Source organism: Pantoea sp. PGP6 (assembly GCF_053474785.1).
Genome location: NZ_JBQBMA010000001.1, coordinates 2,286,555 through 2,310,950, shown reverse-complemented (window position 1 = coordinate 2,310,950; position 24,396 = coordinate 2,286,555). Strand labels below are relative to the sequence as shown.

Annotated in this window: 27 protein-coding genes; 12 read left to right on the top strand and 15 right to left on the bottom strand. The window is 58.9% G+C overall.

What is annotated here, in order from left to right; genetic code table 11:
* Positions 1-35 precede the first annotated feature (35 nt).
* Genes ACLIBF_RS11155 through ACLIBF_RS11140 form a run of 4 tightly spaced genes read left to right on the top strand, consistent with a single transcriptional unit; the run spans position 36 to position 1,781 of the window.
* Entirely contained in the window at positions 36-305 is a 270-nt protein-coding gene (locus ACLIBF_RS11155) for a hypothetical protein (protein ID WP_031377540.1), read from the top strand.
* A 9-nt stretch (positions 306-314) separates the two neighbouring features.
* The gene (locus tag ACLIBF_RS11150) at positions 315-752 is read left to right on the top strand and encodes a PTS sugar transporter subunit IIA (RefSeq protein WP_031377541.1); all 438 of its coding nucleotides are present in this window, start codon (positions 315-317) and stop codon (positions 750-752) included.
* Complete coding sequence (locus ACLIBF_RS11145) at positions 749-1,372, top strand: AAA family ATPase (RefSeq protein ID WP_046288328.1); 624 nt, start codon at positions 749-751, stop codon at positions 1,370-1,372. The genes ACLIBF_RS11150 and ACLIBF_RS11145 overlap by 4 nt, the downstream gene beginning before the upstream one ends.
* Positions 1,341-1,781 carry a thiol-disulfide oxidoreductase DCC family protein gene (locus ACLIBF_RS11140; protein ID WP_448309766.1) on the top strand — a complete coding sequence of 147 codons (441 nt, stop codon included), beginning with the start codon at positions 1,341-1,343 and terminating at the stop codon, positions 1,779-1,781. The genes ACLIBF_RS11145 and ACLIBF_RS11140 overlap by 32 nt, the downstream gene beginning before the upstream one ends.
* 14 nt (positions 1,782-1,795) lie before the next feature.
* On the opposite strand, the gene ACLIBF_RS11135 is transcribed toward ACLIBF_RS11140, so the two are convergent.
* Positions 1,796-2,731, bottom strand: a complete 936-nt coding sequence (locus tag ACLIBF_RS11135) for a quinone oxidoreductase family protein (RefSeq protein ID WP_448309765.1) — start codon at positions 2,729-2,731, stop codon at positions 1,796-1,798.
* Positions 2,732-2,803: 72 nt separating this feature from the next.
* Between ACLIBF_RS11135 and ACLIBF_RS11130 the strand changes: the two genes are divergently transcribed.
* Together ACLIBF_RS11130 and ACLIBF_RS11125 are read left to right on the top strand one after the other, a co-directional pair.
* Positions 2,804-3,289 (top strand): MarR family winged helix-turn-helix transcriptional regulator, encoded by a 486-nt coding sequence (locus ACLIBF_RS11130; protein ID WP_046288327.1) that lies wholly within the window; start codon positions 2,804-2,806, stop codon positions 3,287-3,289.
* 24 nt (positions 3,290-3,313) lie between these two features.
* Positions 3,314-4,210 (top strand): LysR family transcriptional regulator, encoded by an 897-nt coding sequence (locus ACLIBF_RS11125; protein WP_448309764.1) that lies wholly within the window; start codon positions 3,314-3,316, stop codon positions 4,208-4,210.
* Here the strand turns inward: ACLIBF_RS11125 and ACLIBF_RS11120 are convergent.
* From ACLIBF_RS11120 to ACLIBF_RS11100, 5 genes are all read right to left on the bottom strand, one after another.
* The gene (locus ACLIBF_RS11120) at positions 4,185-5,006 is read right to left on the bottom strand and encodes a molybdate ABC transporter substrate-binding protein (RefSeq protein ID WP_201306399.1); all 822 of its coding nucleotides are present in this window, start codon (positions 5,004-5,006) and stop codon (positions 4,185-4,187) included. The two genes, ACLIBF_RS11125 and ACLIBF_RS11120, sit on opposite strands and share 26 nt — an antisense overlap.
* 10 nt (positions 5,007-5,016) lie before the next feature.
* Positions 5,017-6,327 carry an MFS transporter gene (tcuC, locus tag ACLIBF_RS11115; RefSeq protein ID WP_089561543.1) on the bottom strand — a complete coding sequence of 437 codons (1,311 nt, stop codon included), beginning with the start codon at positions 6,325-6,327 and terminating at the stop codon, positions 5,017-5,019.
* 269 nt (positions 6,328-6,596) lie between these two features.
* On the bottom strand, positions 6,597-7,307 hold the full coding sequence (locus ACLIBF_RS11110; protein WP_448309761.1) for an ArsR/SmtB family transcription factor: 711 nt from the start codon (positions 7,305-7,307) through the stop codon (positions 6,597-6,599).
* Complete coding sequence (locus ACLIBF_RS11105) at positions 7,285-7,695, bottom strand: amino acid-binding protein (RefSeq protein ID WP_031378239.1); 411 nt, start codon at positions 7,693-7,695, stop codon at positions 7,285-7,287. Before ACLIBF_RS11105 ends, ACLIBF_RS11110 begins: the two co-directional genes overlap by 23 nt.
* Before the next feature lies 1 nt (position 7,696).
* Entirely contained in the window at positions 7,697-8,011 is a 315-nt protein-coding gene (locus ACLIBF_RS11100; protein ID WP_031378238.1) for an antibiotic biosynthesis monooxygenase family protein, read from the bottom strand.
* 127 nt (positions 8,012-8,138) lie between these two features.
* On the opposite strand from ACLIBF_RS11100, the gene ACLIBF_RS11095 reads away from it, so the two are divergent.
* Positions 8,139-9,032 (top strand): dihydrodipicolinate synthase family protein, encoded by an 894-nt coding sequence (locus tag ACLIBF_RS11095; protein ID WP_448309760.1) that lies wholly within the window; start codon positions 8,139-8,141, stop codon positions 9,030-9,032.
* A 121-nt stretch (positions 9,033-9,153) separates the two neighbouring features.
* Here the strand turns inward: ACLIBF_RS11095 and ACLIBF_RS11090 are convergent, their stop codons facing one another.
* From ACLIBF_RS11090 to ACLIBF_RS11080, 3 genes are all read right to left on the bottom strand, one after another.
* Positions 9,154-9,651, bottom strand: coding sequence for an AAA family ATPase (locus ACLIBF_RS11090; RefSeq protein ID WP_031377999.1), 498 nt, complete (start codon positions 9,649-9,651; stop codon positions 9,154-9,156).
* Between the two features lie 314 nt (positions 9,652-9,965).
* The gene (locus ACLIBF_RS11085; RefSeq protein ID WP_031377998.1) at positions 9,966-10,199 is read right to left on the bottom strand and encodes a hypothetical protein; all 234 of its coding nucleotides are present in this window, start codon (positions 10,197-10,199) and stop codon (positions 9,966-9,968) included.
* A 390-nt stretch (positions 10,200-10,589) separates the two neighbouring features.
* A complete protein-coding gene (locus ACLIBF_RS11080) occupies positions 10,590-10,919 on the bottom strand; it encodes a cupin domain-containing protein (RefSeq protein ID WP_031377997.1) in 330 nt (109 codons plus the stop codon).
* A gap of 139 nt (positions 10,920-11,058) precedes the next feature.
* Between ACLIBF_RS11080 and ACLIBF_RS11075 the strand changes: the two genes are divergently transcribed.
* Together ACLIBF_RS11075 and ACLIBF_RS11070 are read left to right on the top strand one after the other, a co-directional pair.
* The gene (locus ACLIBF_RS11075) at positions 11,059-11,697 is read left to right on the top strand and encodes an RpiB/LacA/LacB family sugar-phosphate isomerase (protein WP_031377996.1); all 639 of its coding nucleotides are present in this window, start codon (positions 11,059-11,061) and stop codon (positions 11,695-11,697) included.
* 569 nt (positions 11,698-12,266) lie between these two features.
* Complete coding sequence (locus ACLIBF_RS11070; protein ID WP_448309756.1) at positions 12,267-14,087, top strand: methyl-accepting chemotaxis protein; 1,821 nt, start codon at positions 12,267-12,269, stop codon at positions 14,085-14,087.
* 246 nt (positions 14,088-14,333) lie between these two features.
* On the opposite strand, the gene ACLIBF_RS11065 is transcribed toward ACLIBF_RS11070, so the two are convergent.
* From ACLIBF_RS11065 to ACLIBF_RS11040, 6 genes are all read right to left on the bottom strand, one after another.
* Positions 14,334-15,098: an ABC transporter ATP-binding protein gene (locus tag ACLIBF_RS11065; protein ID WP_279809869.1), complete on the bottom strand. Its 765-nt coding sequence runs from the start codon at positions 15,096-15,098 to the stop codon at positions 14,334-14,336.
* Positions 15,099-15,107: 9 nt separating this feature from the next.
* Positions 15,108-15,974: an ABC transporter ATP-binding protein gene (locus ACLIBF_RS11060; RefSeq protein WP_089561588.1), complete on the bottom strand. Its 867-nt coding sequence runs from the start codon at positions 15,972-15,974 to the stop codon at positions 15,108-15,110.
* The gene (locus ACLIBF_RS11055) at positions 15,946-16,851 is read right to left on the bottom strand and encodes an ABC transporter permease (RefSeq protein WP_046288324.1); all 906 of its coding nucleotides are present in this window, start codon (positions 16,849-16,851) and stop codon (positions 15,946-15,948) included. The genes ACLIBF_RS11060 and ACLIBF_RS11055 overlap by 29 nt, the downstream gene beginning before the upstream one ends.
* Entirely contained in the window at positions 16,848-17,879 is a 1,032-nt protein-coding gene (locus ACLIBF_RS11050) for an ABC transporter permease (RefSeq protein WP_069728294.1), read from the bottom strand. Before ACLIBF_RS11050 ends, ACLIBF_RS11055 begins: the two co-directional genes overlap by 4 nt.
* Positions 17,876-19,507 carry an ABC transporter substrate-binding protein gene (locus tag ACLIBF_RS11045; protein ID WP_046288323.1) on the bottom strand — a complete coding sequence of 544 codons (1,632 nt, stop codon included), beginning with the start codon at positions 19,505-19,507 and terminating at the stop codon, positions 17,876-17,878. Before ACLIBF_RS11045 ends, ACLIBF_RS11050 begins: the two co-directional genes overlap by 4 nt.
* Positions 19,508-19,643: 136 nt before the next feature.
* On the bottom strand, positions 19,644-20,798 hold the full coding sequence (locus tag ACLIBF_RS11040; RefSeq protein WP_031377389.1) for a mandelate racemase family protein: 1,155 nt from the start codon (positions 20,796-20,798) through the stop codon (positions 19,644-19,646).
* A 470-nt stretch (positions 20,799-21,268) separates the two neighbouring features.
* On the opposite strand from ACLIBF_RS11040, the gene ACLIBF_RS11035 reads away from it, so the two are divergent.
* The 3 genes from ACLIBF_RS11035 (at position 21,269) to ACLIBF_RS11025 (ending at position 24,271) form a co-directional block, all read left to right on the top strand.
* Entirely contained in the window at positions 21,269-22,384 is a 1,116-nt protein-coding gene (locus tag ACLIBF_RS11035; RefSeq protein WP_279809868.1) for an ABC transporter substrate-binding protein, read from the top strand.
* 165 nt (positions 22,385-22,549) lie between these two features.
* Complete coding sequence (locus tag ACLIBF_RS11030; RefSeq protein WP_031377392.1) at positions 22,550-22,957, top strand: DUF2231 domain-containing protein; 408 nt, start codon at positions 22,550-22,552, stop codon at positions 22,955-22,957.
* 12 nt (positions 22,958-22,969) lie between these two features.
* On the top strand, positions 22,970-24,271 hold the full coding sequence (locus tag ACLIBF_RS11025; protein WP_031377393.1) for a PQQ-dependent sugar dehydrogenase: 1,302 nt from the start codon (positions 22,970-22,972) through the stop codon (positions 24,269-24,271).
* Positions 24,272-24,396: the final 125 nt, after the last annotated feature.

The window sequence follows — 24,396 nt, the reverse complement described above, 5'->3', positions numbered from 1 at the left end:
GAGGTGCCCCGGCGCCGGTCGGGGCAGGAGACGCTATGTTTGGATTCTTAAAAAAGTCGCCGCCAGCTGAACAGCCGGATGCGGAACAGCAGGACCAGCAGGCGCAAGCCAGCCGCGAGAAAATTACCGAACTGGAAAATAAACTGGCTGCCAATCCGCGTGATGGCGAGACGCAGAAGCAATTAATGCTGGAATATAACCGGGCATTAAGCTTATTTGCCAAAAGCCGTCGCTACCGAAATGAAATTGATGCGCTGTTTGTCAAAATCGATGAATTACGCAATGTGGTTCGCCAGTCGATTTAAGGAGAGTGGATGAGCATTAAGCAGCTATTGCAACAAGCTAACGCGATTCAGGTCGGAATTGATGCCACGGACTGGCGTCAGGTGATCGCGCTGGCCGCCGAACCGCTGGTCAGCGGCGGCTACCTTGAGGCGCGCTATCCGGCAGAGGTGATCGCCAATACGCTAACCCACGGCGCGTATTACGTGTTTGACGAAGGCATCGCCATGCCGCATGCCCGGCCGGAAGCCGGTGTGATCCGCGACTGCTTCAGCCTGATTGTACTGGCGCAGCCGATCTCGTTTGCCGGCAGTGAAAAAGCGGACATCGTGATTATGTTCGGCGCGCGCGACAGTAATGCGCATATCGAAGAGGGCATCCGCGCCATTGTCTCGCTGCTGGAAGATGAAGAGACGCTGGTCAGATTACGTCAGGCCCGCAGCGCCGCGGAGGTCATTGATATCTTATGACGACAACAACCCCGTTAAAACGCGTGGTGCTGGTGAACGGAATCCCGGCCTCGGGAAAAAGTACCCTGACACGTGCGCTGTCGCACCGCTTCGGCTGGCCGGTGCTGACGCTCGACAGCCTGAAGGAACCCTTTATGGCCTGCTTTGCGCCGGTCGACCGGCAGCGTAACCGGCAGCTCGGCTGCGCTGCCTATCAGGCGATCTGGAACATTGTCGGTCAGGCACCGGCCAGTCAGATCTGGCTGATTGACGCCTGGTTTGGCTTTCAGTCACGCGCGGTGCTGGAACAGGGCCTGCAGCAGGCTGGCGTCGGCGCGGTGCTGGAGCTGTGGATGCAGATCGCCCCGGAGGCGGCAGTGGCGCGTTATCAGGCACGGCTATCGCAGCGGCTGCCCGGCCATCCCGGCGCGGAATATCTGCCCGAACTGCGCCAGCTGGCGCAACAGGCAGAGCCAATGGCGCTGGGGCCGGTGCTGCGGGTCAACGCCAGTGCGCAGGATGAGCTGGCGGTGGCCCGCTGGTTACAGCAACAGCTGGAGAGAAACAGCTACACTTCACCTCAATGTCCGACGAGTGAGGAGTTGCAGCATGTCATCACCCCCTTATCTGCAAACCGGTGAGAGCGCCGTGCTGTATGACGGCGTCTGTAAGCTGTGCAATGGCTGGGTCCGGTTCCTGCTGCGCCATCGACTGGCGCGGCAGGTTCGTTTTGCGGCGGTACAGAGCGAGCAGGGCAAGGCGCTGCTGCGCTGGGCCGGATTACCGCAGGAGAACGTCAGCACCATTGTCTATATCGCCAATAATCAGCACTGGCTGCGGGCGCAGGCGGTATTCCGCGTGATGCAGCATATGCCGGCACCGTGGCGCGGCCTCAGCGTGTTGCGCCATTTTCCGGATGCCATCAGTAATTTTGCCTACGATCGTATCGCCCTGAATCGCTACAAGCTGTTTGGCCGTTACGACAGTCAGCAGGCAATTACCCCCGATTATCCAGAGCGCTTTTTGCATCCGCTGGACCCGTCGCGCTGAAGCGGCCAGGCACATTACAGGGTAAACACCGTCCGGCAGCGGCTGTCGTCTTCATCCCACGCCTGCGCAACCTCGCTTAACGGACGCGCCCGGAAGGGCACCGAAAAGTGGTGAGGCCCGGCGGCCTGCAGCATTTCGCCGATTGAGGCGATCAGCTCGCTGTCGGCGACGCTGCCAAGGCCGCTGCCCATCAGCGTCAGCCCGGAGGCGCGCAGCAATTTGCTGTGCAGCGGAATCTCCTGACCGCTCAGCGACCCAATCTGCACAAAACGCACCACCTTGTCGCCGCCGCTGACTGCGGCCGTCATGATCGCCAGCGCGCTCTCTCCCCACAGGTAATCCAGCACCACATCAATGCCTTCTGCCATCAGGGCGGGCAGGTCGGTCGCCAGCGCCGCCAGCGTCAGGGTGATATCGGCTCCTTCCTGCTGCAGCTGTTGCAGCGTTTCACTGTTGCGGCCGGTGGCAATGATTTTTCCCGCGCCCAGACTGAGGGCAATGCGGATCGCCAGCCGGCCAGAGGTGCCGGTCGCGCCGTTAATCAGCACCGTTTCACCGGGCCGCAGCGCCGCCCGACGGGTCAGTGCGGTCCAGGATGACATCCCCGGATTGGCGATAGCCGCAGCGACCACCGGATCAAGCGTTGGCGGCAGCGCAATCAGGCACTCGCTTCGCACCAGGGTGCGCTGCGCCATGCTGCCCCAGCCTGGGTCGAACGCCAGAAAATAGACCGCATCGCCGTTATCGAGGTAGCCGGTGCCATCAATACCGGGAATCAACGGATAGCCTGCCGCGCCACTGTAATGGGTGCCAGCCGCGCGTGATTTTGCCAGCTGGCTGATGGCGGCGGCTTTCACCGTCACCCGCTGCTGGCCTGCTGCTGCCTGCGGTTCGGGAAAATCACCGTAGTAGGGTGTTGCGCCTGCCCGATCGATTATTGCTGCTTTCATGGATTGCGGCCTTCTGTCTGCGGTTAAATAGGTGTAGAGTACACACATTATTCCTGCCTCTGGATGGCGTCAATGAAAAAAGTGCAAAATACACATAATTCATCGTTCGATGCGCTGCATAACAGCTTACTCACTATTGTGGCTGCCTTTAACCGGCCACAGCGCGATCTGGCGATGATCAGAGGCGCGGGTATTGAGCTTGATCGCGCCCTGTTCCCGCTGCTGGTGCAGGTTGGCCGGTTCGGACCGATCGGGGTCGGGGAGCTCGCCGATCGGGTCGGGCGTGATTACACCACCGTCAGCCGACAGGTGGCGAAGCTGGAAGAGACTGGCCTGGTGCAGCGACAAAAAAATGCCGCGGATAAGCGGATCAACGAGGCGGCAATTACCCAGGCCGGTAAAGCGATGACCGATAAAATCGATGCGCAACGGGCGCAGATCTACCAGCGGGTGTTCGACCACTGGCCGCAGAGCGATCGTGCCACACTGGAACAGTTGTTGCAGCAATTTGTGAGCGACTTTAGCGCTTTGCAGGGCGATGAGAGGGACGACGCGTGATGCAGGTGACAGGAGGACGCAACCATGCCGGTTAATATCGATCTCAACGATCTCTATGCGTTTCGCGCGCTGGTGGAGTATGGCAATTTTCGTCTCGCGGCGGACTCAATCTGCCTGTCACAGTCGGCGCTGAGCCGCAGAATAGACAAGCTGGAGACGGCGCTGGGGATCCGTTTGTTTGAGCGCACCACCCGCCGGGTCACCCTGACGCTAAAAGGCCACGCCTTTGCCGAACGGTCAGACAAGCTGCTGGTGGATTTTGAAGAGGTGATGGCCGATCTGAGTGAGGTCAGTCTGGCGCGGACCGGGCTGATCACCGTCGCCTGTGTGCCCTCCGCCGCCTATTATTTTATGCCCAACATCATCCGGCTGTTTCAGGCGCGCTATCCACGGGTGCGGGTCAAGTTAATCGACAGCAGCGCCAATGTCTATGACGCGGTGATTGGCGGTCAGGCCGATTTCGGCCTTAGCTTTTCCGGCCGGGCGCAGCCCGATGTCCATTTTCTGCCGCTGATCGACGATCCCTACGTGGCGGCCTGTCGGCATGAACATCCGATCGCGGCAAAACAGAGCCTGAGCTGGCGGGAGTTTTATCAGCAGGAGTGGGTGGGGCTGGACAAGACCTCCGGCAACCGCAATCTGCTCGATCAGGCGCTGGAGCATATCGTGCCGGAGAAAGCCTGCATCTGTGAAACCCGGCATGTCACCACGATGCTCGGCATGGTTGAAGCGGGCCTCGGCATTGCTGCCGTGCCCGCTATGTCGATGCCGACCGCCGGTCACTCCGCGCTGACGGCAGTGCCGCTGACCGACCCGGCGGTGAAACGCACGGTGGGTCTGCTGCGAAAAAACGGCCGCACGCTGTCACACGTCGCCGGTGAGCTGGAAGCGCTGATTATTGAACGGTATCAGTCTGTCTGATTGGCTGTGACGCGCCAGCCGGTTGAGGCTGGCCGATCGGGTGCAGCCCGGTTTGACGTACCACCTGTTGGACCTCGGACGAGGCGAGCCAGCGCAGTAGCCGGCGCGCTTCATCGGGCTGCGCTGACTGCCGTACCACCGCGCCGGCAAAGCGGGTGGTGTATTGCAGGCTGTCAGGTAACTCGCCAACAAAGGTAACGCCGGGCACCGGCAACAGTTCACTGACCTGCTGGAACCCGATCGCATATTTGCCGGCCGCGACTTGTGAGGCGACCGGAATCCGCTCTACTTTAAACGCCTTTGCGTTGACCCGATCCGCGATGCCCAGCCGGGTGAACAACTGGCTGCTGATGTACTGACCGCTGGCACTGTCGGAGTAGGCTATCGAGCGGGCGCTGAGCAGGGTGGCGCGCAGGGCACTTTCGCTGTCGATGGCGACCGGCGTTGCGCCTTGTTTGATCACCGCCCCGATGCGTGAATCGGCCAGTTCAACCCGCGAACCCGGCAGCGTGCGGCCCTGTTGTTCCAGATTGCCCAGCGCATCGCCCACCATAATCAGCAGATCGGCGCGTTCGCCCCGCGCCAGCCGGGCCGGGATCGCCTGCGGCGTTTTGCCCATCGACGGACCGGCCACCGTATTGATGCGGATCCCTTCCCGCGCCGCATAGCGAGGAGATAACTGGTCCCACGCCGCTTTAAAGCCGCCCGAGATCATCACGGTCAGCTCCCGGGTCTGGGCGCTGGCACTGCCCGCCACGCTGATAAGCAGAGCGACCAACAGAGAATAGCGTTTCATATCAATCTCCTTAGCTCACGGCATTATTGGCGACAGGCAACGGATTGCCGGTCCGGCGGTAGAGGTAGAGCGTCGCCAGCAGGGCGCAGACGGCAGCAAAACTCATCCAGTAACCGGGCGACGCTTTATCGCCGGTCAGTTCAATCAGTCCGGTCGACATCACCGGCGTGAAACCGCCGAACAGCGCGGTGGCCAGGCTGTAGGCCAGCGAGAAGCCGGCAACCCGCACTTCACCCGGCATAATTTCGGTCAGCGCCGGGATCATCGCGCCGTTATACAGGCCGTAAATCAGTGACAGCCACAGCAGGACCCCGAGCATCATCGAAAAGCTGGGGGCCGCCGCCAGCAGGCTCAGCGCCGGGTAGCTGGTGGTCAGCGCCAGCAGCGTCATGGCGATCAGCAGCGGCTTGCGGCCGAAGCGATCCGACAGTGCGCCGCCAATCGGCAGCCAGATGAAATTCGACACCGCCACCAGCAGGGTCACCAGCAGGCTGTCAGAGGCGCTGAGCATCAGCACTTTTTTGCCAAAGGTCGGGGCATAAACGGTGATCAGGTAGAAGGCGGTCGTGGTCATCGCCACCATCAGCATTCCGGCGATCACCACCTGCCAGTTAGCCAGCAAAATTTTAAATACCTGTTTCAGCGCGGGCGGGTTGCGTCGGGCGCTGAATTCCGCCGTCTCTTCCAGTTTGCGGCGCAGCACGAAGATAAACGGCACGATCATGCAGCCGAACAGGAACGGAATCCGCCAGCCCCATTCGCGGATAGCGCTCTCGGCCAGCAGCGCATTCAGGATAAAGCCCATCGCTGCGGCCACCATGATCGCCACCTGCTGGCTACCTGACTGCCAGCTGGTATAAAAACCTTTGCGGCCTGGGGTGGCGATTTCGGCCAGATAAACCGACACGCCGCCCAGTTCGGCTCCCGCCGAAAAGCCCTGCAGCAAGCGTCCGGTCAGCACCAGCAGCGGTGCCCACAGGCCAATGCTCTGATAAGAAGGGATCAGCACAATCATGAAGGTGCCTGCCGCCATGATCGACAGCGTCACAATTAAGCCTTTGCGGCGGCCCACTTTGTCAATGTAAGCGCCGAGCACCACCGCGCCGATCGGGCGCATCAGGAAACCGGCACCGAATACCGCAAAGGTCATCATCAGCGAGGCGAACTCGCTGCTGGCCGGAAAGAAGGTGTGAGCGATGTAGGTGGCATAAAATCCAAACAGGAAAAAATCAAACTGCTCGAGAAAATTGCCTGAGGTCACACGGAATATCGCGCCGATCCGGGCGCGGGTGGAAAGCGTAGTAGGTGAGGGGGTCTGCATCAGTGAGCTCCAGTCGGTGATTGACGCTTTTTGCCGCGCCTGTGACTGAAGAGTGGATCAGCGACCGGCGGTTAATAAGTGCAAAAAGGGCATGGATTGATGCGTGGCCTGCATGACTCGGCGAAGCTTGTGGGTTAAGTCGATTAATATCAGCGCGTTAGCGTAAAGGTGCGGGCGGCGGCGTTGCGGCTGACCCGCGCCACGAGTTTGCGGAAATGTGACAGAATTCATAACTGTGTAACAGCGCCGCTGCGGCGCTGGCCGGCAGGTCAGGAGCGCGTCACGCCAAACGTCTGTTGCAGCCGCTGTAAACCGGCCGCGCTGAACTGCACTTCACGGTAGCCGGGGTTGCGCGTAAGCCAGCCCTGCTGTTCGAAGGCGCTCAGCAGCGCCGCACCGGCATACCCGCCGAGGTGAAAGCGGCGCTCGCTCCAGTCCAGACAGCCGCAGCAGGCTTTGCGCCGTCCCGGCTGAGAGAGATCGATCTGTAACGCCGCAAACTGCTGCTGGCCAGAACGCGTGATGGCGCTGCCGTCCGCCGTTATCCATCCCTGCTGCTGCATTGCAGCATAGATCTGCACTGCAATTTCGCCCGCCAGATGATCGTAACAGGTGCGGGCGGTACGCAGCGCTGCCGGCGTGCGACTGTCCGGGGCAGCAACCCGCCGCCACGACACGCCCATCATGCTTTCAATCAGATCGGCGATGTCACTGCCGGTCAGCCGGTAATAACGGTGGCGGCCCTGCGCCAGGCAGACGATAAGCCCGCTGTTAATTAAACGATTGAGGTGCGCTCTGGCAGTCGAAGGCGCAACGTCGGTGACGGCGCTGAGTTCCGTGGCGGTCCAGGCGCGGCCATCCATCAGCGCTGACAGCATCCTCACGCGCGAGGTGTCGGCCATGGCGGCGGCGACCGCGACAATCGCCGCCTCAAGGGCGACGCTGTCGTCGGGGCATTCATGCGGTTGTGATTTTGCCATCTGCCGGGACTGCCCATGCGGTTGTCAGCCTCGCGGCTGAGTGATTGTCGTCGGTGATCAGGATCAGCTGGTTAGCGTGGTCGCTGTATTGCACCAGAATATTAATGCCGGCGCTGGCCAGCCGCGCCGTTATCTCAGCCAGTTCACCGGGGCGCTGCTGGGGTAATTTGCGGATCAGCGGAGCGGTCACCGCCTGTACTGCGATTCCTTCCGCCTCCAGCACGGCCCGCGCCCGCTCGCCCTCCACCACCAGAAAATGCGCGTGGCTCTGCGCGCCAGCCGAGAACAGGCCGCCGCCTTCCAGTCCAATACCGTGCTGGCCCAGCAGACCGGTGAGACGGGAAAGGGTGCCAGCACTATTTTGCAGGATCACATGAATATCGAACATCTTAATTTGTCTCCGGTTTCGATGCATACTCTCTGACCAGCGTCGCAATGCGCAGCGAGTAACCGGCGAAAAGGGTCTCACGGCCTTCGCGTTGGGCAGCCTGATGCTGTGGATTGTTTTTCCAGGCCAGCACTGCCGCTTCATCGCGCCACCAGGACAGCGAGAGGATCTTTTTCTCATCGGTCAGGCTTTGAAAGCGCTCAATCGCGATAAAACCGTCGACCTGCGCCAGCAGCGGTTTGAGTTCTGCGGCCAGATGCAGGTAGCGAGCCTGGTGTTCGGGTCGGGCCTGGGCTTCAAACAGTACAGCGATCATCGGTTGTCTCCTTAGGGTGTCAGCAGCACAGTAGCGGGCGGGGCGGCGTGATGCTTCGGCCTGCTACGAAATATGCCTGTACGGCTAATCAACCAGACCATCATTTCACTATCATGGAGCAGGTAATATGTTCACCGGACTGAGTGCGTTTCCCCTTACCCCGTTTACGGCTGACAAGCCGGATGAAGCGGCATTTTTACGGCTGTTGCAGCGGCTGACTGAGGCCGGAGTGGACTCGCTTGGCGTGCTGGGCTCTACCGGCAGTTACGCTTACCTGACCCGCACGCAGCGCAGGCGTATCGCCGAACTGGCGGTCGCCCATGCTGGCGCTGTCCCGGTGATGATCGGTATCGGTGCGGTCAGCAGTGCTGAGGTGCTGCATCTGGCGGAAGATGCCCAGCAGGCGGGCGCATCGGCGCTGCTAATGCCGCCGCTTGGCTATCAGGCGCTGCGGGATGAAGAGGTGTTCACCCTCTACCAGACGGTTGCGCGTCACGCTTCGGTGCCGATCTGCGTCTACGACAATCCGGGCACCACCCATTTTACCTTTTCAGATGCGCTGATCGGCCGCATCGCCGCGCTGCCTGGCATCGCCTCAATAAAAATTCCCGGTGTACCGGCAGAATTGCCGGCGGCTGTTCAGCGCATCGCCCAACTGCGGGCCTTGCTGCCTGAAACTGTCTCAATCGGCGTCAGCGGCGATGCGTTTGCCGCAACCGGCCTGCTGGCGGGCTGTGATGGCTGGTACTCGGTCTGTGGCGGGCTGTTTCCGCGGGTAGCGAAGGCGATCGCTGAGGCGGCGCAGGCGGGCGATGATCGGCGCGTCACGATGCTGGATGCGCAACTGCAACCCTTGTGGGCGCTGTTCCGTCAGCATGGCGGCAGCCTGCGGGTGATGGCGGCGGCGGCCGCCATCCTGGGCCTGACAGCAGCAGACAATCTGCCGCGCCCGCTGTTATCGCTCTCCGGGGCCGATTATCAGCAGATCGCTGAGGTTGTGACCGCGCTGGAGCTGGCGTAGCCGGCGCGGGCAGGCGGGTCATAACCTGCCTGCTGCAACGCCGGTGGCCTGCTGCGGTGGCCATCGACTCCGCCCGGCATTGACCCCGTGCCGTGCCGGCGTTTCTCTGCCGTCAACAGCCTCAGCGGTGGTAGACCAGGTTAAAGCCTTCGCTTGCCTGCGGTGGCTCAAAGTAGCGGGTAATTAAATCGAACTGTTGTTCGGTGGCGGCGAAGAGGTGTTCACCCGACTGATTGCGGGCATGCAGGCGGGCTTTACAGCAATCATCCGGCAGGTCGAGATAATGCAGCTGATGCTGTGCCGCCGAGCGTGTGATCAACGACATCATCCAGCCGCGATTCGCCTGGGTATTGGCAGGAAAATCGAGCACCACCGAAACGCCCGCCGTGAGCAGCGCCAGCAGGTGCGGAGTGACGGCATTTTTCAGCAGCGCGGCACAGCGCACATAGTCGGCGACCGAGTGCAGCTGATCCGGATAGAGTGCCGCCAGCCACTGATCTTCACTCAGGATGATGCAGCCCGGTTCGGCGCCCAGCCGGGCAGCAAGGGTGGATTTGCCGGAGGCGATTTTACCGCACAGCAGATGCAGGGTAGCAGGGGTAACGGTGTGATGATGCATAGGCGTCCTTAACGATTTAACACCGGTAAGGCCCGCCTTACCGGCGGGAAAAGAGACAGCTTATCCCACCGCGAAACAGACGGTGTTAATAATCATCTCTGGCTGGCAAGCTGCGTATCGGTTCATCCGGTGAGACTAGCAAAGTGGGCGGGATTATCCAGCAGAATATTGTCGTGCTATCCGCAAATCTGTGGCTGGGCTGGCGGCGAAATAAGCCCGGGTGCAGCACAATGCGGGATGTGCGGGCGCGGTGGTGTCAGTTGTCAGTAAGCTGCCAGCTCACCGGACCACCACCTCGCCGCAGGGTGTCGCCATTATGCCTGTTTCGCCATCAGTAACGTCAGCAGTTCCCGGCAGCACGCCTCTTCTTCAGCACTGTCTGCGGCCGCCAGATGACGCAGCAGCGCCATGCAACTGTGCTCTTTGCCCGCTTCCATCAGCTCCTCAACCAGAAAATTCATTTTTTCCCGCTCGGTGGCGTGAAACGCCGGATTGATCAGGTGGACATTTTCCTTCACGGCCAGGGTGGCGCTCTCTGAGTGATTCATAGAATTATCCTGTGTTGGGTTAAAAAATGACCTGGTAGATGATTTAAACTTATACACGAAAGTGGATTTTGTACAGTTTTGGCGGGCTTCTTTTTTCGCTGAGTCGGGCGTAAGGGGATGAGTGAACAAATTAAGAATAGTTGAGCCAGGCCCGGTTGGCGCGGGTTGCAGCGCGGTGCCAGCCAGTTAACAGGTAGCCGCTATTGACTAAAAGCCTGCTAATCATTTGGTTAGCGAACTACCGGCAGGTGAAAATTTTTTGAAAAAATAGCCGGCCTGCCAGCCAGCGATAGCCAGAGTGGTGCTGAGGTCGGCTATTTCTGGCTGACGTGCGCGGCGATCGAACGGCCGCCGTGCTGATCGGCAACACGGCGGCGTCAGGATCGGGGGTTAGCGGGCAGGCAGGAAATCTTCGCGCTGCGGGGTGAAGGTATCCAGCAGCATACCGGCTTCAAGGCAGACGCAGCCGTGTACCACATCGGGCGCTTTATAGAGGGTATCGCCAGCGCCGACCTCACGCGTCTCGTCCCCGATGGTGAAGGCGAAACGGCCGCTTAGCACGTAGGTTAACTGTTCATGTGGATGGTGATGTAACGGGCCGATGGCGCCTTTTTCGAAGCTGACTTCGACCGCCATCATCGTGCCGCCGTAAGCCAGAACCCGACGGGTGACACCCTGACCTAAATCCTCCAGTGGACGCTCTTTTTTATAGATAAACATCTCATCTCCGGTGTGTGGTTGGACGCCAGGGTAGTCGTTTTGTGACGCTACTCACAGCGCAAAGGTGAATTAGTCCATGCACTTTAGTGGTTTTTCATTAAAATGAAACGGTGTTTCAATTAAATTCTAAGGGCAGATCATGAAAATCGCGTTAATGATGGAAAACAGCCAGGCGGCTAAAAACGCTATCGTATTGAAAGAACTGGAAGGCGTGGCGCAGCCGCTGGGCCATCAGGTCTTCAACGTCGGAATGAGCGACGAACAGGATCACCATCTGACCTATATTCACCTCGGTATTCAGGCCAGCCTGCTGCTGAACAGCAAGGCGGTTGATTTCGTGGTGGCCGGTTGTGGCACCGGGCAGGGCGCGCTGATGTCGCTCAACATTCATCCTGGCGTCAACTGCGGTTACTGTATCGATCCCGCCGATGCTTACCTGTTCGCCCAGATCAACAACGGTAATGCCCTGGCGCTGCCGTTTGCTAAAGGCTTCGGCTGGGGTGCTGAACTCAACCTGCGCTTTATCTTTGAAAAAGCCTTTACCGGCGAAAAAGGCATGGGCTATCCGCCAGAGCGTAAAGAGCCGCAGGTGCGTAATGCCGGCCTGCTGAATCAGGTTAAAGCCGCCGTGATTAAAGAGAACTATCTCGACACGCTGCGCGCCATCGATCCTGAGCTGGTGCAAACCGCGGTCAGCGGCCCGCGCTTCCAGCAATGTTTGTTTGAGCACGGGCAGAACCAGGAGATCGTCTCCTTTGTACGCCAGCTGACGCAGTAATCACGCAAGCGTGACGCGAGGCCAGGGAAACCTGGCCTTTTTATTGCCCATGCTGCGCAGAATTATTTCCCCGAAATAACAGCCCCGAAATAACAGCCCGCTGCGCGGGCGATGCCAGACTCACGACCCTCTTTACATCGCGTAGGTGAGGAGAATTAATAACCCCGCGCAAATTATCCCCGGCTTAGCGTTAGCCTTGCCTATGTTGCCTATGTTGCCTCTGTTGCCTCTGTCTGGCCCTGACTGCGCCCGTTATCCCACCAATGCTTCACTGCCTGTTTCCCCGCTGATCGCGGCTTTTTACCGCAACCGATATAAAAAAATCTCAAAAGAGTGTTAACCGGTTTCGGCTAACGGTGATTGCGGCGTTATGGCTGTGATGCCCGCCAGCACCGGGCTGTGAGTTTTTAGTGAGCAGTAACTGATTGATAAATGGGAAAAGCCCTCATGTGGCATACCTCTTTAGAGGTATTAAGCGATCGCGGTTCCGACCGATTATATTATTTAATATACTAAACAAAGGGATAACCCATATGTGCTTGTTATATCGGACCTCGCTTAAACAGAAGTTGCTGCTGTTATTATTACCGCTGGTCGTCACGACAATATGGCTGAGTTACAGCAGTGTTTATGGGAAATATCAACTAAAAAAGCAGATGTGGGCGGTTGAACAACAGGTACAGCTAGCACAGGCGGTCGGCGGATTAATTAATGAATTGCAAAAAGAGCGGGGATTAACCTCGGGATTTCTGGTGAGTAAAGGAAAAGAGTTTTCCGCCGACCTGGAGGAGCAAAAAAAGCGCACGGACCTGGCCCGGCAAAAACTTGCGTTACTTGATTATAATGAGCAACGATCGCAGCAGCTGAAAACGGTGCGTGAGGATGTGCTTAATTTCCGCGTCTCCGCTGCCGCCGGCATAAAATTTTACAATGAGTCTATCAGCACGCTGCTTGACGTTATTGGTAAAAGCGACAGGCTGGTTCAGAACGGCGGAATTGCCCGCCAGCTTGGCGCTTATTACGCTCTGTTGAATTTAAAAGAGATGATGGGCAGCGAGCGGGCGTTTATGTCCGGCGTCTTTGTGCTGAACCGCTTTCAGCCCGGGCAGTTAGCGGCGCTGAACGCGCTGGTAGCGGGCCAGGCGGTCTGGCAGCACTATTTTCTGATGAAAGCCACCCCGGAACAGGCAGCACTGTTTACCCAGACCTCGCTTTCCCCGAATTTCACTCAGGCGTTATCGCTGCGCAACACCGCGCTGAATCAGGCGGAGAGTGGCGATTGGCAGATTAGCCCAAGAGAGTGGTACGAGGCGCAATCACAGCGTATTGAAGCACTGCACGATATTGAAAAAAGCATTAACAGGGATATTAAATACGCGGCGCGCGACAACTATAAACAGGCCAGTCGTGAGGAGATGGTATTTTTATTTATCTGCCTGACGGCTTTTCTCACGTCGGCGCTGGTGGCATGGCTGGTTATTCGGACCATCAATTCACAGCTGCGCTCTGCCATTAATATTATTGAGAATATGGACGGCGATTTGACCCAGCGTCTGGCAGTCCGGGGAACCGATGAAATATCGCTATTAAATAAGTTTTATAATCATTCGATTGAAAATATTCAGTCGATGGTGCTGGAAATTAAAAATAATGCAGCGGTTGTGCGCCAGGTCAGTTCAGAAATAGCCTCAGGAAATGATGAGCTGGCCAAGCGAACCGAAGAGCAGGCGGCTTCTCTGACAGAGACGGCGGCCAGTATCGAGCAGATTTCTACCGCCATAGAGCAAAACTCGGATAACGCCCGACGTGTAGAAACGTTAGCCAGGAATATGGTCGACCATGTTGAGTCGGCCAGTAAGAGTGTAGGCGAGGCTAACCTTTCTATGCAGGAGATTCGGACCTTCAGTGAGCAGATTGCCGGGATTGTATCGTCCATCAACAACATCTCTTCCCAGACCAACCTGCTGGCGTTAAACGCCGCCGTCGAAGCAGCCCGGGCGGGTGACTTAGGGAAGGGGTTTACCGTGGTTGCCGCCGAAGTCCGCAACTTATCGCGGCTGTGCGCAAATGAAGCCGATATGATTCAGAAACTGATCGCTCAGAATATCAATAAGATTGAAGAGGGCGCGGAAAGGGTACTTTCCTCTGAGCAGATTCTGCGTAGCGTGGTGGGAAATGCGGAGCAGATGAAGCAATTTATTGATGATATTGCGAATGCCTCGGCTGAACAGTCGTCTGGCATTGCGCAAATTCATCTGGCGCTAAACCAGATGGGCCAGGTGACCGTTCAGAATGTGAGTATGGTTGCCGAGGCAGCGACCAGCAGTCATCGGCTGCATGACCAATCCGAAGCGATGAGCAGTCTGGTGGACAAGTTTATCGTTGAATAAGCGGCGGAATAGCGTCTGGCCCGGATAAATGTCCCGGCCTCTGTCCGGGCCAGGCGCGTTAAGTGGTGCAGGCATAATTACTGCCCGCGATCGTCCCGGCAACGCGCCTCAGGTGCAGGGACTGCCCGCAACATCGTCTACTTAACGCAACGCAACGCGGCGTGTTAATTTTGCCGCGCTAGCGTTTAGGTCGTGATCGGTTGTGCGGTCTGGAAACGCTGCGGCGTATCCGGCGTTAACACCCATTTAGTGCGCCTGCACCCGCGCTGGCGCTGCGTGTCGGCTGGCCTCCACCAGCATCCGGGTATAGGCCACGCTCGCCTGATTGCCCACCAGCGTTGGCACATCCAGCGTCTCCAGCACTTTTCCCTGTTGCATCACCGCAACGCGATGGCATAGATGTGCCACCACGCCCAGATCATGCGTCACCATCAGATAGGTCAGGTTGTCCTGCTGCTGCAGATCGCTCAGCAGGTTGAGGATCTCCGCCTGCACCGAAACGTCGAGCGCCGAGGTCGGTTCATCCAGCAGCAGCACCGTCGGCTGCAGTATCAGCGCCCTGGCGATCGCCACCCGCTGACGCTGTCCGCCCGACAACTGATGGGGATAGCGGGTCAGCCAGGCACGGTTCAGGCCAACCTTTTCCAGCATGGCAATCACCCGCTGCTGGCGCTGACCGATGCCCTGAATCTGTAGCGGTTCTTCCAGAATGTCGCCGATGGTGTGACGCGGATGCAGCGACCCGTAAGGGTCCTGAAAGACCATCTGCACCCGTCGGCAGCGCGCCCGATTAATGCGATGCGCCAGCGGCTCGCCATCAATCGACAGCGAACCTTGCCAGTGATTAAACAGGCCGGCCAGGCACTTCAGCACCGTGGTTTTGCCCGAACCTGACTCGCCGACCAGGCCAAAAATTTCGCCCGGGTTGACCCGGAGATTAACGTCGAACAGCACCTGATTACGGGCGTTCTCGTCGCCAAAACTGAGGTTAAGGTTGTTCACTTCAATCATCGTCACTCCTTATTCGGTTAACCAGCTTGCGTGACGTTGTAACACCGGCAGGCGACTGCGACGGTGATCGATGTCGGGCAGCGCGGCCATCAGGCCCTGGGTGTAGGGATGCTGCGCACGATCCAGTTCACTGGCGGCCAGCGACTCCACCACCCGACCGGCATACATCACCAGCACCCGGTCGCAAAAACTGCGCACCAGGTTGATATCGTGGCTGATAAAAATCAGCCCCAGCCCGCGCGCCTTCACCAGCTCATCCAGCAGCGTCAGCACCTGCAGCCGCACCGAAACATCCAGTGCCGAGGTCGGTTCATCGGCTATCACCAGTTCCGGCTCGGTAATCAGCATCATGGCAATCATCACGCGCTGCCCCTGACCACCGGAAATTTCATGCGGATAGAGCTGATAAACCCGCTCAGGATCGCGGATCTGCACCTCCTCCAGCATCGCCAGCGCCCGCTGACGGGCGGCGGCATGCTGGCCGCGATGGTGGCTGCGCCACGCCTCGGCGATCTGTTCACCGACCCGCACCACCGGATTAAGCGAATATTTCGGGTCCTGCATGATCATCGAGATCCGTTTGCCGCGGATTTCACGCATCCGGGCCGGGCTGGCGTGTAACAAATCGACAGTGCCAAACTGCATCCGGCTGGCTTCAACCCGCGCCTTCGACGGCAGTAACTGCAGCAGCGCCCGACCGACGGTAGATTTACCGGAGCCGGATTCACCGACTATCGCCAGCTTCTCCTGACCAAGCTGAAACGAGACGCCGCGTACTGCCGGGGTGCTCTGGCGTCCGTTAACAAAATTTACGTGCAAATCGCGCACGTCGAGCAACGGCGTGGCGTTACTCACTGCGGGGATCGAGCAGGTCACGTAGGCCATCTCCTAAAAAGTTGAATGCCAGACTGTTAATCAGAATCGCCAGACCAGGTACGGTAACCACCCACCAGCACTCCAGCATGTAGGTGCGGCCGCTGGCGATCATCGCGCCCCATTCCGGATCGGGCGGCTGCGCGCCCAGCCCGAGAAAGCCGAGTCCGGCGGCGGTGAGGATAATGCCCGCCATGTTCATGGTGATGCGGATAATCACCGACGGCAGGCAGAGCGGGATGATGTGCTTCCACAGCACCCGCAACGGCGAGGCACCCTGTAAACGCACCGCAGAGATAAAGTCAGCCTGACGCAGCGACAGGGTTTCTGCCCGCGCCAGACGGGCAATCGGCGGCCAGGCGGTGAGGGTAATGGCGATCACCACATGTTCCAGTCCCGGCCCCAGCGCGGCGACAAACGCCAGCGCCAGTACCAGGCTGGGAAACGAGATAAAAATGTCGGTGACCCGCATCAGCACGCTGTCCACCCAGCCGCCAAAATAGCCGGCGGTGACGCCGAGCAGCAGGCCGAGCGGTCCGACGGTCACCGACACCAGCAGCACGATATACAGAGTGATGCGAGCGCCCCACACCAGACGGCTGAAGATGTCGCGGCCAAACTCATCGGTACCGAACCAGTGGGCGGCACCCGGCGGCGAGAGCGCATTATTCAGATCCTGAATCAGTGGATGATACGGTGCGATCCACGGGGCAAACAGCGCCACAATGCAGAGCAGCAACACAATGCCGCCGCCGATGGCGGTCAGCGGATTACGGGCCATGCGCCAGATAAAGTGACCGCTGCGGGCAGCGAAACGGCGACAGCGCGCCAGTCGCTCACGGGTGGGGCTGGCAGCCGGTGCATCAAAGGAAAGGGTCATACTTTGGTCCTCGGATCGAACACCTGATAGAGCAGGTCGGAGAGCAGGTTAAGCAGCACGAAAATCAGGCCAACCACCAGTACGCAGCCCATCACCGCGTTCATATCGCCCAGCATCAGGCTGCCGGTCAGATAGGAACCAAAGCCCGGCCATGAGAAGACGGTTTCAATCAGCACCGCGCCCTCCAGCAGCGAACCGTAGGCCAGCGCCACCACGGTCAGCAGCTGCACCAGAATATTGCGGAAGGCGTGCTGCCAGATCACCTGCCACTCGGTTAAACCTTTTACCCGGGCGGTGAGGATGAACTCCTGTGACAGCTGCGCCAGCATAAAGCTGCGCGTCATGCGGCTGATGTAGGCCAGCGAATGAAAGCCCAGCAGGGAAGCGGGCAACACCAGGTGATTCAGCGCATTCCAGAACACCTGACTGTTACCGGCCAGCAGCGCGTCGATCAGCATAAAGCCGCTGCGGCGTGGCACGATGCCATCAAGGCTGAAATCCACCCGGCCCGCGCCGCCCACCCAGCCGAGATGGGCATAAAACAGCAGCAGACCCATCATCCCGACCCAGAAAATCGGCGTTGAATAACCGGCCAGGCTGATCATCCGCACCAGATAATCGATCACGCTGTTGCGGCGGGCAGCAGCCAGCACCCCGAGCGGCACGCCGAGACCGGCTCCGATCACAATTGCCAGCGTTGCCAGTTCCACCGTCGCCGGGAAGACGCGCAGGATATCGTTGACCACCGGCTGGCCGGTCAGCAGCGCATGGCCGAGATCGCCGTGCAGCAGCGCATTAAGGTAGAGGCCAAACTGCACCCACAGCGGCTTATCAAAACCGAGCTGGTGGTAAACCTGCTGATAGGTGGCCTGATCGGCATCTGGCCCGACAATCGCCAGCACCGGATCGAGCGGCATAACCCGCCCGATAAAGAAGGTCAGCATCAGCAGACCTGCGAGGGTGATCAGCACCTGCAAGCCGCGTTTGCTGATGCGGCGACAGTGGCTGCGGGTAAGCGTCAGGGTCATTGGGGTCCTCCTGCCAGGCTATCCGGCGTTTTCCAGACGTCGCGCAGAAAGGTGGTTGCCGAAGGGTGTGGCTGATAATCCTGCACCCGGTTGTTAACCACCACCGAATCAAGCATCTGGGAGATCGGCATCAACGCCGGTACCAGCTGGTCGTAGCGTTGCTGAATAGCGAAGTAAGCCTGCTGTTGTCTGGCGCTGTCGCGTTCCACCAGCGCGCGATCGATCATGCTGTTGAGCTGCGCATCGTAAAAACCGGTGCGCCAGCCCTGGAAATTAGTCAGACGGGCGCTGTCGGCATTGTTCGGGTTATAGACCAGCGAGCGCAGGCTGGAATGAGGATGGGGCTCCACGCCGCTACCGCCGCGTCCGACCAGCAGGCTGAACTGACGGTCACGCATCGCACCGTAGATCTGGTTACCGGTGCCGGTGATGATGCGGGCGCGAATGCCGGCCTGCAGCAGCGTCGACTGAATGGCGATGGCGATATTCAGGAACGGCTGATCGGCCAGCACCCGCAGCGAGGTGTCGAAGCCGTCCGGATAGCCCGCCTCGGCCAGCAGCGCCCGGGCGCGTGGCACGTCCAGCCGGTAACCGGGATCAGGCAGCGTGGCGGGCATCCCCGCCTGAATTGGCCGCTGATGCAGTTCGCCATAGCCGGTCATCAGGCTCTTATTGATCCCCTGATAATCGACCAGATAGCGCACCGCTTCACGTACCCGGCTGTCGTTAAAATGCGGGTCCTTCATGCTCATCGCCAGGTAGTAGATCGTGCCTCGCCGCACTGCATCAATGGTGAGGTCGGGATCGTGGCGCAGCGCGCGCACGTCGGGAATCGACATGTTGCTGGCGATATCGAGGTCGCCTTTCTCCATCATCAGGCGCAGGGTCTGCGACTCCTGCAGATGGCGGAACACCACCCGCGACATTTTCGCTTCACCGCGCCAGTAGCCGGCCGAGCGGCTCATGCGCAGCACATCTTTGGCCTGCCAGATATCCAGCCGGAACGGGCCTGAACCGGCTTCGTGGGTGCTGAGCCAGCGGTTGCCCCAGTCACCGTTGACCTCATGCTGCTGCACCGTTTTGCGATCCAGCACCACCATGCTGCCAAGCGCCGCCAGCGAGTAGATCACCAGCTGTGGATCGTTGGGTTTTGGCAGAGTGATCACGACAGTGCGGGCGTCGGGAGCGGTGATCATCCGGTCAACGTTGTCGCGGCTGAAACCGTAGGATTTCCACACCGAGGCCTGCGCCAGGTTGAGGTGCAGCACCCGCCGCATTGACCAGATCACATCCTCGCTGGTCAGCGGATTGCCGGAATGGAAGGTGACATTGTCACGCAGATGAAAGGTCAGGGTGCTGTTATCCGCACTGACTGCCCAGCGTTCAGCCAGCGCCGGACGTACCTCGGTCAGCTTTTTCGGGTTGAGTTCAACCAGTCCGTCATACAGGTTGACCACGATGCCCACTACCTCATTGCCGGTCATGGCGGCCGGATCAAGGGTGAGCAGATTATTCATGTTCATACCGACGATCAGCTGATCGTCAGGGGTTTGTGCCTGCAGCGCGGGGCTGCCCGTCAGCAGCAGCAGCGCGATCAGCCAGCTGCCACACGATTGAAACAGTTTCATAAGTCGGGTCCGGCAGGTCAGAGGTTGCCCGATCGTCTTTCAGCCTGTCTGCCCGCTGACCGCAGGGCGGTCAGGGTGGCGTTAAGCCGGTGGCGATTCGGAATTATTATCGTTTGCTGTAGGGGACGATCGCGACTTACCAGCGATTCAGCGTATGGGTCTCGATCCAGCTAAAGTTAATGTCCTCGCCAAGTCCGGCGCGGGTCGGCAGGGTGACAAAACCCTGTGGGTCCATTGGGTCGACCAGGCTGTTGAGATAGGCTGGCGGCGTGTCGTAATCGAGGAAAGGATGCAGCAGACCGCGCTCATACCAGCGGCAGTTACGGATCGCCCCGACCACCGCCAGGCTGGCAGCGCCGTTGCCGTGAACTTCACAGTCCATGCCGAACGCCTCGGCGAGGTTAGCCACTTTGAGGGTGGCTGAGATGCCGCCGACGCCGTTGGCCCCGGCACGCAGAATGTCGCAGGCTCCGGCTCGCACCCAGTCAGCGCGGCTGTGATGCTTGCCGCCGAGACTCTCCGGGCCGAGCACGTCAATCGACAGGTTGTCCGCCAGCCAGGCGTAAGAGGCCATGCTTTCCTCCTCCATCGGCTCTTCAAACCAGGCGAAGTTGAGCTTCTCCAGCGCCTTGCCAATGGTCAGCGCATCGCTGCGGCTGTACCAGTGATAGCCATCCAGCATCAGCGCGATATCCGGACCCACCGCTTCGCGCACTGCGGCGCAGGCTTTGATATCCATCGCCGGGCTGGGCGCAAACGACACGGGCGGCATCCAGGTGTGCAGCTTTATCGCCTGATAACCGCGCGCCACCAGTTTTTCAGCGAACTGCGCATATTCATCCGGGGTTGAGAGTCCGCCATGCAGCTCATCGCCGCACATGGTGCTGCCGTAGGCCGGGATCTTTTCGCGATAGCCGCCCAGCAGCTTATGTACCGGCTGGTTAAGTTTGCGGCCAATCAGGTCCCACAGCGCCTGTTCCACCGCTGAGAGCGCCCGTTCGGTAAGCTGATGGGCGCTGCCGCGCTGCCAGTGCACCAGATCCTGCCATAAACGCTCACGATCAAAGGCGTTCTGGCCGATCAGCACTTTACGGAAGAAGGCATTAACCACGTGCGAACGGATGACTTCGGGCGGGGCAAAGGCGTAACCGCAGTCACCGTCCTCGCTGGTCAGGGTGAGCAGCGCCATCTGCGCCTCATTTTCCGGACCGGGATGGGAATGCCCGGCGCTGTCGCTACAGCGTTGGGTCGGATAGGTAAAGAGAGTGACATCAATCGCGCTAATCTTCACGGCTAAGCTCCTGTGGCTGACTATCCTGACAAAATATTAAAACGTCGTTTCATTTTTCAATCTAGCCGTAACATTTTATTAACGCATTAGCCAAAGGGCGCATCTTGCTGGCTAATATGTGTGCAATCGCCCAGGGCGTTGTGAGCATATTCACGAATGTTGACCATTTTGTGAGCAGTAACACAGCCGCTTGCCGCAGGTCGTAGCGTGCTTGTCGATAGCTCTGTGCGAAGCTCAAATCCCAAACCTCAAACCCAAACCCAAACCTCAAACCTCAAACCTCAAACCTCAAACCTCAAACCTCAAACCTCAAACCTCAAACCTCAAACCCGGCGATTGCGCAGGCTCTGCTGCGCTGCGACCCAGCGGAAAAACATTTCGCGCCATCACTTCCCCCGATTCTGTTTTTAGGTGATAGTAACGCCGCTTTATATTAATAATTCTCATTATCATTACTGTGGACTCTGACTATGAAAAAATGGCTTTTAGCGCTGGGGCTAATCACGCTGACAGGGATGGCTTCGGCCAAAACCATTACCGATGTGGCCGGACGCCAGGTCGAGGTGCCGCAGGAGGCAAAACGCATCATTCTGGGTGAGGGACGGCAGATTTACCTGCTGGCAGCGTTTGATACCGATGCGCCGTTTAAGCGGGTGATCGGCTGGCGCGATGATTTTCCTAAAGCGGACTGGGACGGTTACCAGGCTTATGAGCAGCGCTATCCGCAGATTAAACAGTTGCCGACCTTTGGCGGCGCAAAAGATGGCACTTTCAACGTTGAGCAGGCGCTCACCCTGAAGCCCGATCTGGTGCTGATGAACCTCGAATCGAAAGCGGCAACTGACGAAGGCAAGCTGATCGAGAAGCTTCAGGCTGTTGGCGTCCCGGTGGTGTTTATCGATTTCCGTGAATCGCCGTTTGTTAACGCAGAGAAAAGCATCCACATCATGGGCGAACTGCTGAACAAGCCGGAGCGGGGGCAGGCGATTATCCGTTTTCGTCAGCAGCAGATTGACCGGGTGACCTCGAAGCTGGCGAACTTTAGCGGCTATCGGCCAAAAGTGATGATTGATCGGGCCGGCGGCTACAGCGATGAGTGCTGCATGTCCTTTGGTAATGAAAACTTTGGTCAGATGGTGGAGATGGCCGGCGGACGCAACATCGCGAAGGATCTGATCCCCGGTACGTTTGGCACGGTTAACCCGGAGCAGATCATTGCCAGCCAGCCGGATGTGGTGGTGGTGACCGGTGCCAACTGGAAGAACTACAACACCGTCGGTAAGTGGGTCGGCGTCGGTCCGGGTGCCAACCTGACAGACGCCAGCGCACGGCTGAAAGCCCTGATGATGCGGGACGCGTTCAAAACCCTGCCGGTGGCGCACAACGGCAACGCGCACGCCATCTGGCATCAGTTCTATGACAGCCCGTATCAGTTTGTTGCGATTCAGGCGCTGGCCAAATGGCTGCATCCCGATCTGTTTGCCGATCTCGATCCGGACGCGACCTTCCGTGAGTTTCATCAGCAGTTCCTGCCGCTGCCGTATCAGCCCGGCTACTGGGTGACGCTGCCCGCCGATAAGTCCTGATCCCCAGGCGGTGACCCGGCGGTCACCGCCCTGATTTTCACTTCATGCCGAATTAACCCTTCGCTTTTCTTCATGTTTACTAATCTTTTACAGGCGCGAGATCGGTTGCTACTGGCAGCCTGACGTCTGGCCTGATCCACATTCATCATTGAAATGGAGAGAAACATGCGCAATACCTCGGGAAGATCGGCATTCGCCGTGACGCTGTACGCTCTGCTGGAGCCGGTGCCGCTGGGCTTTTTTGTCGCGGCCTGGCTGTTCGATATCCTCTATAGCCAGACCTTTGTCCAGTTCTGGACCGACGCCGCCGGCTGGCTGATCGCGCTGGGGCTGGTGCTGGCTATTGTGCCGCGACTCATCGCGCTGGTTTATCTGTTCCGCGGCAGCGACAGTGCAGAAAAGAGCCATTTCTGGCTGTGGCTGGTGGCGATTGTCATCGCTATCGTCAATGCGTTTATCCACAGTCGCGACGCTGCCGCTGTGATCCCGCTTGGCGTAACGCTTTCCACGCTGGTGGTGGCGCTGCTGCTGCTGGCGAATGTGCAACTTGCGTTACGTCAGCGTAGCGCTTAAGGAGGAGCCACCATGAAAATGCAGCATAAATCTATCCTGGCGCTCACCCTGACAGCCCTGCTGGTGGGCTGTGATGATGGCGCGCTGGTCGATCCGCAGAAGCAGATTGGACCCAACCCGGAACTGCCGCAGGCGCAGAACTTCTTTATGCCGCCAATGCAGGTGCCGGAAGGCACGCCGTGGAAAGCGGGCGAAATGCCAAAAGTGGCGCAGGGGCTGAAAATCGAGAAAATCGCCGAGAATCTGCAGCATCCGCGCCAGGTCTATGTGTTACCGAATAACGATGTGCTGGTAGCGGAATCAAACGGGCCGGCAAAGCCAACCACCCGACCTAAACAGCTGATTATGGGCATCGTGCAGAAAGCCTCAGGCAAAGGCGGTGCCGGTGGCAACCGCATCACGCTGCTGCGTAACGTCAACGGTAAATGGGAGCAGCATCGCTTTATCGAAAACCTGCATTCGCCGTTTGGTATGCAGCTGATTGGTAACACGCTCTACGTCGCCAATGCTGATAGCCTGGTGAAATTCCCGTATCGCGAAGGGGAAACCGAGATCCGCACCGCGCCGGAAGAGGTGACCGAACTGCCGGGCGGGCCGATTAACCACCACTGGACTAAATCGCTGTTAGCCAGCCCGGACGGCAGCAAACTGTACGTCGGCGTTGGCTCCAACAGTAACGTTACCGAAAACGGCATCGGGGCCGAATACCGGCGGGCAGCGGTGCTGGAAGTGGACGCTGCCAGCGGTGCCAGTCGTATCTACGCCAGCGGGCTGCGCAATCCGACCGGCTTACAGTGGGAGCCGCAAAGCGGCAAACTGTGGGCCATTGTCAACGAACGTGACGAAATCGGTTCCGATCTGGTGCCAGACTATCTGACCTCGGTGCAGGATAAAGGCTTCTACGGCTGGCCCTACAGCTACTATGGTCAGCATGTCGATACCCGTGCCGAACCGCAGCGTCCTGACCTGGTTGAGCAGGCGATAAAACCGGATTACGCGCTCAGCTCGCACGTCGCGCCGCTCGGACTGCTGTTTTACAGCGCCGATAACATGCCGCAGTACCGCGGGGGTGCCTTTATCAGTGAGCACGGCAGCTGGAACCGCACGCCGCTCAACGGCTACAAAGTGGTGTGGGTGAAGTTTGAAAACGGCAAGCCGGTCGGGCAGCCGCAGACAGTGGTATCAGGTTTTCTGACGGAGGATGAGAAGCAGGTGCGGGGTCTGCCGGTTGGCCTGGCCAGCGATCAGCAGGGCGGCGTATTAATCGCCGATGATGCCGGCAATACCGTCTGGCGGATCAGCGCCGCCAACTAACCGGTTTATGACGGGCATAAAAAAAGGATTTGGCGCAATGCCAAATCCTTTATTTTTTTGTTCGCTACCCGGCTGGTAACCGCGCTGCGAACGAGGTGCTCAGCACTCTCCACACAGCAGATTGT